Here is an 11,055-nt window from a genome sequence, read left to right as displayed (position 1 = left end):
TACAACGGCGCCCTGGTGTTTATCTCCCATGACCGTTCATTGCTGCAAGCGTTGGCGACCCATATCGCCGAGCTTGATCGTGGTCATCTTCGATATTGGGAGGGAGATTACGCCAGCTTTCTGGTGTATCGCGAGCAAGCATTGGCCGATGAAGCTCGCCACAATGAATTGTTTGATAAGCGTCTCGCGCAAGAAGAAGTCTGGATTCGCCAAGGCATCAAAGCCCGCCGCACCCGCAATGAAGGTCGTGTGCGCGCCTTGAAAGCCTTGCGTGAAACCCGCTCGCAGCGTCGTGAAGTTGTCGGCAAAGCCAATTTTACTCTGGCAGCCGGCGGTGACTCGGGCAAGTTGGTTGCCGATTTGGTGGATGTCTCTTATTCATGGGGCGATAAAAAAATCGTCAACCAATTTTCGACGCGCATTATGCGCGGTGATCGAATTGGTTTGGTGGGCGCCAATGGTGCGGGGAAAAGTACACTGCTCAAATTGATCCTCGGCGAATTGCAGCCACAATCGGGCAGCGTAAAACTGGGTACCAATTTGGAAGTGGCGTATTTTGACCAGCTGCGCGACCAGCTTGATCTCAATAAGAATGCGGTCGATAACATTGCGGGTGGACGCGAATTTATTGATATCGACGGAAAATCAAAACATATTTTTTCTTACCTGAGCGATTTTTTATTCAGTGGTGAGCGGGCACGCACACCATTGCGCGCACTTTCCGGTGGTGAGCGCAATCGTGTATTGCTCGCTAAGTTATTCAGTAAGTCAGCCAATTTATTGGTATTAGATGAACCTACCAATGACCTGGATGTAGAAACGCTTGAGCTGCTTGAGGATATCCTCACTGAATATACAGGCACGCTCTTGCTGGTTAGCCATGACCGCGCATTTTTGAATAACATCGTATCCAGTGTTATTGCCTTCGAAGGGCGCGGCAATGTGCTTGAATACGTGGGTGGCTACGACGATTGGATTCGTCAGGGCGGTAAATGGACCCAGGCAGATGAGCTACCTGCGGCGATTGCCAATGCACCGGTTGCTGAAGTAAAAAAAGAGGGGGTAGTGGAAGCTGTCAGTGCTAAAGCCCCAGCTAAACTAAAAAAACTCAGTTACAAATTTCAAAAAGAATTTGATGAGCTGCCCCAAAAAATTGAATTAATTGAAAAGCAATTAAATGAGTTGCAGTCCATCACAACTGCCAGTGACTTTTACAGCCAAACCGCTGTAGTAGTAGAGCAAAAGTTACAGGAGCTTGCCAAAGTACAACAACAATTGGACGATTGTTTCGAGCGCTGGGCGGAATTGGAAGATATGCAGCAGTAATAGTTGGAGTTTTAAATCGCCACCGGTGAAGCCTAGGCCTCACCGGTTTGTTTTTTTACCAGCACAGCCAGCACATCACAGGTTGCACCGTGCAAAACACTGTTAGGTGTGGAGCCAAGCAGTAGCGCAAAACCTTTGCGGCCATGGCTGCCGACAACAATCAAATCAGCTGATTCCTGCTCGGCGAGATAATGCAGTTCCGCGGCGGGCTGCCCAACCAAAACATGCTGCTGCAATATGGGGTAGGCGGTGGATTTCGCCAGCAACGCCAAATCAGCTTCTGCTTTTTGTACTTGTTGCTCTTGCACCCCGGTTAAATCTACCGGCATGTCGCCGCCATAAGCAAACGCAATTGGCTCTAGCACATGGGCGAGCGTCAGCTTGGCATTACAGGCCTGGGCTATCGCAGCGGCGCGCCGAATCACAGGAGGGCAATCCTCTGAGAGATCTACGCCGACAATAATATGTTTGTAATTGATAGTTTCTGTCATGATTCCCATTCTCGGCAAAAGTGAATATCGCTAAATTAAGAGTAGTTGCTCTCACATAAAGTTTTAAGGATTTCGATGAATATCTGGTTTTTTATTATTTTGATTCTGGCTTTTGCAATCGTTATAGGCCCGATTTCAATGCTTAGGCCAAGTCCTGCCCAGCAGCGTAAAGAGCAATTGCGCTTGCATGCCAGCAAGCAAGGCGTGCGTTTTAGCATGCGGCGGTTGCCAATGTTGAAAACTGACATGGATCAACCGGCAACCGTGCCAGTCTATTATTTACCAGCGCTGCCCAACGCCCGGGACGTGCCAGAGTGGATACTGATGCGCACCACATACGTACACGAAGGGAATTTTTATCAGGAGTGGGATTGGCAAACAGATGTTCGCCCAAGTGATGCAGCTAGCAGCTTGCTCAAATCTTATCTACCGCAATTACCCGCTTCAGTGCTGGCTATTAGTTGCAGCAATCTTGGTGTTAGCGTATTTTGGATGGAGAAAGAAGGTGCTGATGTACTGGACTTGCTAATTGAAATGCTCACCAAATTGCACAAAATCGATAGCCCCGTGAACGATTGATCAGATTGCCGAGGCTGGTTCGCGCAAATTCCGGCTTAGCCCGACGCGATCTCCATCGACCATTTCACTCAACTCTTTAATCATTTGTATCCGGCGTGGGTCTTGATGCATTGACTCTATTAGCAATTGTTGCGCCTTGCGATAAAACGCCAATCCTGAAAAGCGGTCACCTATAGCCATGGATTTATCGCCTTGGCCAATATAGGACATCACTGACACCATTAAATAAGCCCAACGCAACTCCGCTAAATAAGCATCTAATTCGATTTCGTTAATACTGCCGCGTGCTGCAAGTTGCATAACTAGATGCATAGTTTCGTTGAGATGTAGCTGGGTTTTGGCAATTTGTGCATCGCTTTCCCTTTGATAGCTGATGTTGTGCCGGTTTTTAGGGTTAAGCAACTCTTCCGAATATTGTTCGCTCTTAAGGATAGCCGCCTCAAGATGCTCACGGTTTTTATCCTCCAGCGCCAACATTTGCTGTTGTATTGCGATAATCATGTCATTGATATGCTTGGTAATAATTCGGTTGGGTAGCGTCTGCTCGAGGCAATTTACAATCTCGGTCAACTCTTCCACCTGGATGCGTAACCGGCGCTGCTCCAATCGACGCTGACGCTGGCGCTGCTGGACACCATGGAGTGCACTCACTACTAAAAGTGTTATCAGCATCAAAAAAACAAGAATCACAATCAAGGTCATGCGGAAATCTACTGGGGCAAGGGGCGTTGAGTTTCGGGTTTTTATGTGTTTCTTGTCCCTACATATTTAGCAAACAAAAAACTGTTAAATAACATATACATACGGTCATTTTTTAAAGTAAAAAAAACTCTTCTTTACAGCTAACTTTTGCACATCCAGTGTGGCTCCACTATAAGTCATGCAGGAAATTATAGCTTGACCCCTTCGGATTCAAGACTTATATATGCGCACCTTCATTGTTAGTTTAACCCGTCTTAGGTCAATTGTTGTAAAAGTTTGGCGCATATTTCAACCCTTTACACAGCCTTCTTTTTTATAGAGATATTTCTAACCGCCATGGGTAAATCCTTAGTTATCGTTGAGTCGCCTGCCAAGGCGAAAACCATTAATAAATATCTGGGGAGCGATTTTGTCGTTAAATCCAGTATTGGTCATATCCGTGATTTGCCTACCAGCGGCGGAGCCAAGCCGGTGGATGCTAAAGAGCGCGCTAAACAAGCTGCTGCGACACGCAAAATGTCGGCTGAAGAAAAAGCTGTTTATCAAGCCAAAAAAAGCAAAAGCCAATTAGTTAATCGCATGGGTATTGACCCGGAAAATGGTTGGGAGGCGCAATATGAAATTCTCCCAGGAAAGGAAAAGGTGGTGGACGAGCTTAAGAAGCTCGCGGAGAAGGCCGACATGGTCTATCTCGCAACCGACTTGGATAGAGAAGGGGAAGCTATTGCCTGGCATTTGCGCGAGGCTATTGGTGGAGACGAATCCCGTTATCGCCGCGTGGTGTTTAACGAAATCACCAAAACAGCGATCCAAAACGCATTTAAAACGCCCGGCCCAATCGATCAAAACCGTGTTGACGCCCAGCAGGCGCGCCGCTTTTTGGATCGTGTTGTGGGTTACATGGTGTCGCCCTTGCTGTGGGAAAAGGTTGCGCGCGGACTGTCGGCCGGCCGCGTTCAGTCAGTTGCTGTGCGCTTGGTAGTGGAGCGCGAGCGCGAGATTCGCGCGTTCATCCCTGAGGAATATTGGACGCTCTTTGCTGATTTACAGGCCGATAAAAGCCAAATCGCCAGCTTTGAAGTGAAAAAACATGGCGATGAAGCCTTTAAACCGATCAATGAAATCCAGGCGATGACTGCCGTCAAAACCTTGCAAGGCGCGGCTTACAAAGTGATCAGTCGCGAAGATAAGCCAACCCAATCCAAGCCGTCTGCGCCTTTCATCACTTCGACTCTACAACAAGCCGCAAGTACTCGCTTGGGCTTCGGGGTGAAGAAAACAATGATGATGGCCCAGCGCCTGTATGAAGCTGGCTACATCACCTACATGCGTACTGATTCGACGAATCTTAGTAAGGAAGCGGTTGAAGCTTGCCGCGAATACATTCTGGAAAATTTCGGCAAGCGTTATCTGCCTGAATCGCCAACGCTTTACTCAAGCAAAGATGGCGCGCAGGAAGCGCATGAGGCGATCCGCCCTTCTAATGTTGACGCATTACCCAATCAACTCAGTGGTATGGAGCGCGATGCGGAGCGGCTTTACGGTTTGATCTGGCAGCAATTTGTTGCCTGCCAGATGACTCCCGCTGAATACACCAGCACTAGCGTGGTCGTTGAAGCGGGTGACTATGAACTGCGCACCCGCGGCCGCGTAATCCGTTTTGATGGCTACACCAAAGTCAGCCCACAAGTTGCCAAAAAGGACGAAGATGTAGTTTTGCCTGATATGAAAGTCGGCCAGCTACTGCCATTGGTGAAGCTTAATCCACAGCAACATTTCACCAAACCTGCAGCGCGCTATACCGAAGCCAGTCTGGTAAAAGAGCTTGAAAAGCGCGCTATCGGCCGCCCATCAACTTATGCTTCTATTATTTCTACTATTCAAGAACGCGGTTATGTCCGTCAGGAAAATCGCCGTTTTTATGCCGAGAAGATGGGCGACATAGTCACTGAGCGCTTGGTGGAAAGCTTTGATGACCTCATGGATTATGGTTTCACTGCCAGTATGGAGGAGTCCTTGGATGTGGTCGCACAAGGAGGCAAGAACTGGCGCTCGTTGTTAGATGAGTTTTATGCAGGCTTCAGTAAAAAACTGACGCTGGCCTCCAGTAGCGCCAAAGGGATGCGCGCGAATGATCCGACAGATACCGATATCCCCTGTAGTTTATGCGGTCGCCACATGCAGATTCGCACCGGCAGCACAGGGGTATTTTTGGGTTGCTCTGGTTACGCACTGCCACCTAAAGAGCGCTGCAAAAATACTATGAATCTGGTTTCCGGCGATGAAGTCATCGATGCGGATGCGGATGAAGAGGCTGAATCACGCCAGTTGCGCTCCAAACATCGCTGCACAATATGCAACTCGGCTATGGACTCCTACTTGCTCGATGAAAGCAGAAAGTTACACATCTGCGGTAACAACCCCGATTGCGCTGGTTACGAGGTAGAGCAGGGCAGTTATCGCCTGAAAGGCTACGAGGGCCCAACGATCGAATGCGATAAATGCGGCAATGAAATGCAGCTTAAAACCGGTCGTTTTGGCAAGTACTTTGGTTGTACCAACAACGAATGTAAAAACACCCGCAAACTGCTCAAAAGTGGCGAGGCTGCACCGCCAAAAGTTGATCCAATTGTGATGCAGGAGTTGCGTTGTGAAAAGGTAGATGACCACTATGTACTGCGCGATGGTGCAGCAGGTTTGTTCCTTGCCGCAAGCCAGTTTCCAAAAAATCGCGAAACGCGCGCGCCTCTGGTTGAAGAGTTGCTGCCCTACAAAGATCAAATAGATCCGAAATATCACTTTTTATTATCTGCGCCAGTAAAAGATCCTGAGGGTAATAAAGCCATTATCCGTTTTAGTCGCAAAACCAAAGAGCAATACGTCCAAACTGAAGTAAATGGTAAAGCGACTGGTTGGAAGGCGTTTTATGACGGCGGCAAGTGGAAGGTACAAAAGTAAGCTTTTGCAGAAGCCATTCATTTGGATGGCTAATGTCTCCTCAAAAAGTCCAGTCAGTTAATTATGTCTATTAGTCACCTATCGCTGGTTAACCAAAAGCTCGCCTATGCGAGCGCCATTATCAGACTGTTAAATGAACAGCCAACTCGCCAACTGCTTGAGCATCAAGCACTTGTTGATGCAGCGGCATTTCATTTGGCAATGGGGCTGCATTTTTATCTGCGTGAGCTTGCTGAGCATTATCGAATCAAAAATTTATCGGCAATTAATTCGGTGCAGGATTTGGTCGCTGCTTTGCAACAGCTTAATAGCACTTCGTCAGAGTCATCCGAATTGCTATCGCTTACCGAAGCCAATGACACATGGTTGAACCAGTTAACTGGATATTATGCTCAGCTTTCTAAATCCCCCCAGAAACCCAAAGAGAAGAAGGCATTTAAACAGGAAAACCTGATTGAGTTGGTCGAATTAACTCAATCTGATGAAACACCCCTGTTAAAGTTGACGCCTGAGCTCTTGCTTTCATGGCTGGATAGTTTCCGCGCCTTGGTTATCCGTCAGCGCGACACAAGCGCCGAGTATTGATAAAAAGTTGAACCCGTAGAATGACTGTGGCACAATCAGCACCCTTCGCGCGCTAGGGCTGATGATTTTTATAAAAAACATTAAAAATCAACAAGTTAGAGTGCGATAAAACTAAGTCAGTGCCTTCGTAGAGTTAATGAAGGCGACCCAAAGCGGACGTGGTGAAATTGGTAGACACACCAGGTTTAGGTTCTGGCGCCGCAAGGTGTGAGAGTTCGAGTCTCTCCGTCCGCACCAAATTCCCCCGGTATTCTGTATTTCAGAGCACCTGATCAACTGCTACACACTTTCAGTTATATCACGAGGCATATATGCAGGTTTCACTCGAAACGACTTCTGGATTGGAGCGCCGCTTGACCGTTGGCGTACCCGCAGAGCAAGTAGAAAACGAAGTTGAAAATCGCTTGAAGCAAGCGGCGCGCAACGTAAGCATCAAAGGCTTCCGCAAAGGCAAGGTGCCTATGTCTGTTGTAAAACAGCGCTTTGGTGCTGGCATTCGCCAGGAAGTTGTTGGCGATGTCATTAGCCGCTCCTTTTATGCCGCAGTACAAAAAGAGAATGTTAAACCAGCAGGCCAGCCATCTATCCAGCCTAAGCAGTTGGCCGCAGGGAAAGACCTTGAATATATTGCCACCTTCGAAGTTTACCCAAGCGTTGCATTGAGCGACCTCTCTGCATTTGAACTCACTAATTTCAAAGCAGAAGTAACAGAAGCTGATGTTGACAACATGATCGAAGTGTTGCGCAAGCATCAAGCTACCTGGTCTGTTGTAGAGCGCGCGGCAGCTGATGGCGATCAGGTTAATATTAACTTTGTTGGCACCAAAGACGGCGTTGAATTTGCCGGCGGCAAAGCAGACAACCACAACTTGGTTATTGGCTCCAAATCCATGATCCCCGGTTTTGAAGAGGGTATTGTTGGCCTGAAAGCCGGCGAGCAAAAAGTGATTTCAGTAACCTTCCCTGAAGACTATCAGGCTGAGGAGCTGAAAGGCGCTGCAGCCCAGTTCTCCATCACTGTTAACAGCGTTTCAGAAGCGCAGTTACCAGAGCTGAAGAAAGAATTTTTCCAGAAGTTTGGCGTGGAAAAAGGCGGCGAAAAACAGTTCCGCAAAGAAGTTAAAGCCAATATGGATCGCGAGCTGGCCAATGCGTTGAAAGCGAAGGTTAAAGTTCAAGTTATGGACGCACTTATCGCTTCGCACACCACTGAAGTACCTAAAGCGTTAGTTGCCAATGAAATTCAGGTTTTACGCAATCAGATGCTTCAGCGTTTTGGCGGCCAGCAACAAAACTTCGATGTTAAATCGTTGTTGCCTGACACCATGTTCCAGGATGAGGCTTCTCGTCGCGTAACCTTGGGGCTGATCGTTGGTGAGATCGTAAAATCTGCCAAGCTCAAGCCTGATGCAAAACGTGTAAAAGCGATGATTGAAGAAATCGCGTCTACCTACCAAGAGCCCAAAGAGGTTGTTGAGTATTACAGTAGCAATCAGGAATTGATGGCTGGCGTGGAATCTGCAGTACTGGAAGATCAAGTAGTTGACCACATTTTGTCGCAAGCCAAGGTTTCTGAAGTAGAAACCAGTTACGACGAAATCATCAAAGCTAACGCCCAGCGCTAATCGTTTAAAAAAGCCGCAAAACGCCTGTTTTGCGGCTACCCCTTCTTGTAATACCTCCCAAATTACCTCATTTGACTGGCATATAATCCCATCACGGGTTAAGCTCTCTAGTGTCAAAAAACCATAGTTTTCAATATTGGCGACGCTATTAGCCCGCTTAAGGACAAAAACGCACGATGTCATACGAACACATGAACTCTCAGTTATCTCTTATTAATAGCGGCCTTGTTCCGATTGTTATTGAGCAAACGGCAAGAGGCGAGCGATCATTTGATATATATTCCCGCTTGCTCAAAGAGCGCGTGATATTCCTGGTTGGTCCCGTTGAGGACTACATGGCAAATTTGGTAGTGGCCCAGCTTTTATTTCTTGAGGCTGAAAATCCAGACAAAGATATTCATCTTTACATCAATTCACCGGGCGGTTCAGTTACTGCAGGCATGTCAATTTATGACACCATGCAGTTTATTAAGCCTGACGTAAGCACAATGTGTATCGGTCAAGCTTGTAGCATGGGAGCTTTTCTGCTGAATGCTGGCACCAAGGGTAAGCGCTTTTGCCTGCCAAATTCCCGTGTGATGATCCACCAACCAAGCGGTGGTGCACAGGGGCAGGCGTCGGATATACATATTCAGGCGCAAGAAATATTGAAAATTCGTGCGCGTTTGAATGAGCTGATGGCATATCACTCAGGTCAATCTATTGAGAAGATTGAAATTGATACGGAGCGCGATAACTTTATGTCGGCCCAACAGGCAAAAGACTACGGTTTGATCGATACTGTAATCGATAAGCGCGCGCAGCCAGCCAAGTAATGTTTGTTTGTCAGAATAAAACCAAGCTCGGATCAGCCATCGCAATGCGAGTGGGTGCTATCAAATAATCTCCGCCCGCTTGAAATTTGTTTTTTTAACCTGACAATTGTTATAGAAATTTAGATGGAGTGGGTTCAATGACCGATCACACCAGTGACGCAGGTGATAAAAACGGAAAGCTGCTGTATTGCTCTTTCTGCGGTAAAAGTCAGCATGAAGTCCGCAAACTGATTGCCGGGCCATCGGTTTTTATCTGCGATGAATGTGTTGACCTTTGCAACGATATTATCCGCGAAGAAATTCAGGAAAGCGCTTCCGAAGGTAGCTCAGAAAAACTTCCCAAGCCGCACGAGATTTCCGCCATTCTCGACCAGTATGTTATTGGCCAAAAACGTGCCAAAAAAGTATTGGCTGTAGCTGTTTATAATCATTACAAACGCCTTCGTTTCGGCGACAAAGGTGGTAAAGATAAAGAGCCAATTGAGCTAGGCAAAAGCAATATTTTACTGGTTGGGCCTACAGGTAGCGGTAAGACCTTGTTGGCTGAAACTCTGGCTCGCTTGCTTGATGTCCCCTTTACCATTGCCGACGCAACTACGCTTACTGAAGCGGGATATGTGGGTGAGGATGTTGAAAATATTATCCAGAAGTTGCTGCAGAAATGCGATTACGATGTAGAAAAAGCCCAGCAGGGTATTGTCTACATCGATGAAATCGACAAAATTTCCCGCAAGTCTGACAATCCTTCAATCACCCGCGATGTTTCAGGGGAAGGTGTCCAGCAGGCACTGTTGAAGCTCATAGAAGGCACAGTTGCGTCAGTACCGCCACAAGGTGGTCGCAAGCATCCGCAGCAAGAATTCTTGCAGGTTGACACCTCAAATATTCTGTTTATTTGTGGTGGCGCTTTTGCAGGACTGGATAAAGTTATTCGCGATCGCTCTGAAAAGGGCGGCATTGGCTTTAGTGCAGAAGTGAAAAGCAAGGACGAAAAACGCAATTTTGGACAAACTTTGCAGGACCTAGAGCCAGAAGATCTTGTTCGCTATGGGCTTATTCCAGAGTTTGTAGGTCGCTTGCCAGTAATTGCCACCCTGGATGAGCTCGATAAAGCCGCGCTGATCCAAATATTAACCGAGCCCCGCAATGCACTGACCAAGCAGTATGCAAGGTTGTTCGAAATGGAAGGCGTGCAAATCGATTTCCGCACAGATGCTCTGGATGCCGTCGCTGAGCGAGCACTTGAGCGTAAAACCGGTGCGCGCGGATTGAGATCGATAATGGAATCCGTTCTACTTGACACAATGTACAAGATTCCATCTGAAGAGCATGTGGTTAAAGTCGTGGTAGATGAGTCCGTTATAAAAGGTGAGTCTGAGCCTTTATTGGTTTATGAAAATACGGATAAACCTGCGAAAGCAGCAGCGGAAGATTAATCGTTTAACGATTAGCTTTTAGTCATGATGAGCAAAAAGAGCGCACTCAGGCGCTCTTTTTGTTTTTTATGTTTCAATAACTTGTAATTCTCTGTTTTAGACCCCAATCTTGTTTTTATGGCAAGGTAATTGTTGCCTTCTTGAAATAGAGAGGAACCAATGGTCGCTGAAACTCTGCATGAATCCCATATCACTGAAATCCCCTTGCTGCCTTTGCGCGATGTGGTTGTTTATCCGCACATGGTTACTCCGCTTTTTGTTGGCCGGGGCAAATCTATAGAAGCACTTGAACGTGCTATGGCCAGCGACAAGCAAGTCTTGCTGGTGGCGCAAAAAAATCCCCAGCAGGATGAACCACAAGCTGAAGATCTATACAGCATAGGAACGATTGCTTCGATCCTTCAATTACTCAAATTACCTGATGGCACAGTAAAAGTGCTTATAGAAGGTCGCGAGCGAGCCAATATCGAGTCCATTGAGGAGGCTGGCGGTTTCTTCAAGGCAACTGTAGATGTTATTTCCAGTCCGCCGATAGAAG

Annotated in this window: 10 protein-coding genes and 1 tRNA gene; 9 read left to right on the top strand and 2 right to left on the bottom strand. The window is 47.2% G+C overall.

Annotated elements, in window-relative coordinates:
• Window positions 1–1,326, top strand: a 1,326-nt coding sequence (locus tag ACWA6V_RS09615; RefSeq protein WP_449522280.1) for an ATP-binding cassette domain-containing protein, incomplete at its 5' end; no start/stop codon positions are given.
• Window positions 1,327–1,358: 32 nt separating this feature from the next.
• On the opposite strand, the gene ACWA6V_RS09610 is transcribed toward ACWA6V_RS09615, so the two are convergent.
• Window positions 1,359–1,817 carry a universal stress protein gene (locus tag ACWA6V_RS09610; RefSeq protein ID WP_449522279.1) on the bottom strand — a complete coding sequence of 153 codons (459 nt, stop codon included), beginning with the start codon at window positions 1,815–1,817 and terminating at the stop codon, window positions 1,359–1,361.
• A 75-nt stretch (window positions 1,818–1,892) separates the two neighbouring features.
• Between ACWA6V_RS09610 and ACWA6V_RS09605 the strand changes: the two genes are divergently transcribed.
• Window positions 1,893–2,396: a hypothetical protein gene (locus ACWA6V_RS09605; protein WP_449522278.1), complete on the top strand. Its 504-nt coding sequence runs from the start codon at window positions 1,893–1,895 to the stop codon at window positions 2,394–2,396.
• On the opposite strand, the gene ACWA6V_RS09600 is transcribed toward ACWA6V_RS09605, so the two are convergent.
• Complete coding sequence (locus ACWA6V_RS09600) at window positions 2,397–3,098, bottom strand: hypothetical protein (protein ID WP_449522277.1); 702 nt, start codon at window positions 3,096–3,098, stop codon at window positions 2,397–2,399.
• A gap of 336 nt (window positions 3,099–3,434) precedes the next feature.
• Between ACWA6V_RS09600 and topA the strand changes: the two genes are divergently transcribed.
• From topA to ACWA6V_RS09565, 7 genes are all read left to right on the top strand, one after another.
• The gene (gene topA, locus ACWA6V_RS09595) at window positions 3,435–6,056 is read left to right on the top strand and encodes a type I DNA topoisomerase (protein ID WP_449522276.1); all 2,622 of its coding nucleotides are present in this window, start codon (window positions 3,435–3,437) and stop codon (window positions 6,054–6,056) included.
• A gap of 63 nt (window positions 6,057–6,119) precedes the next feature.
• On the top strand, window positions 6,120–6,641 hold the full coding sequence (locus tag ACWA6V_RS09590) for a DUF6586 family protein (protein WP_449522275.1): 522 nt from the start codon (window positions 6,120–6,122) through the stop codon (window positions 6,639–6,641).
• A 152-nt stretch (window positions 6,642–6,793) separates the two neighbouring features.
• Window positions 6,794–6,878 (top strand) — tRNA-Leu (locus ACWA6V_RS09585).
• 74 nt (window positions 6,879–6,952) lie between these two features.
• Window positions 6,953–8,266: a trigger factor gene (tig, locus tag ACWA6V_RS09580; RefSeq protein WP_449522274.1), complete on the top strand. Its 1,314-nt coding sequence runs from the start codon at window positions 6,953–6,955 to the stop codon at window positions 8,264–8,266.
• Between the two features lie 176 nt (window positions 8,267–8,442).
• Window positions 8,443–9,081, top strand: coding sequence for an ATP-dependent Clp endopeptidase proteolytic subunit ClpP (gene clpP / locus ACWA6V_RS09575; RefSeq protein WP_449522273.1), 639 nt, complete (start codon window positions 8,443–8,445; stop codon window positions 9,079–9,081).
• A 137-nt stretch (window positions 9,082–9,218) separates the two neighbouring features.
• The gene (gene clpX / locus ACWA6V_RS09570) at window positions 9,219–10,517 is read left to right on the top strand and encodes an ATP-dependent Clp protease ATP-binding subunit ClpX (RefSeq protein ID WP_449522272.1); all 1,299 of its coding nucleotides are present in this window, start codon (window positions 9,219–9,221) and stop codon (window positions 10,515–10,517) included.
• 159 nt (window positions 10,518–10,676) lie between these two features.
• Window positions 10,677–11,055 (top strand): LON peptidase substrate-binding domain-containing protein (locus ACWA6V_RS09565; protein ID WP_449522271.1); only part of this gene is annotated, 379 nt, incomplete at its 3' end.

Source organism: Cellvibrio sp. (assembly GCF_053579595.1).
Note: the sequence above shows the minus strand (reverse complement) of the source record. Positions and strands in the feature narration are given on the sequence as shown.

Excerpts from the sequence above, each read along its gene's own strand:
- ACWA6V_RS09590 (WP_449522275.1), top strand. The coding sequence starts at position 6,120 with ATGTCTATTAGTCACCTATCGCTGGTTAACCAAAAGCTCGCCTATGCG.
- ACWA6V_RS09605 (WP_449522278.1), top strand. The coding sequence starts at position 1,893 with ATGAATATCTGGTTTTTTATTATTTTGATTCTGGCTTTTGCAATCGTT.
- topA (WP_449522276.1), top strand. The coding sequence starts at position 3,435 with ATGGGTAAATCCTTAGTTATCGTTGAGTCGCCTGCCAAGGCGAAAACC.
- ACWA6V_RS09600 (WP_449522277.1), bottom strand. The coding sequence starts at position 3,098 with ATGACCTTGATTGTGATTCTTGTTTTTTTGATGCTGATAACACTTTTA.
- ACWA6V_RS09610 (WP_449522279.1), bottom strand. The coding sequence starts at position 1,817 with ATGACAGAAACTATCAATTACAAACATATTATTGTCGGCGTAGATCTC.
- clpX (WP_449522272.1), top strand. The coding sequence starts at position 9,219 with ATGACCGATCACACCAGTGACGCAGGTGATAAAAACGGAAAGCTGCTG.
- clpP (WP_449522273.1), top strand. The coding sequence starts at position 8,443 with ATGTCATACGAACACATGAACTCTCAGTTATCTCTTATTAATAGCGGC.
- tig (WP_449522274.1), top strand. The coding sequence starts at position 6,953 with ATGCAGGTTTCACTCGAAACGACTTCTGGATTGGAGCGCCGCTTGACC.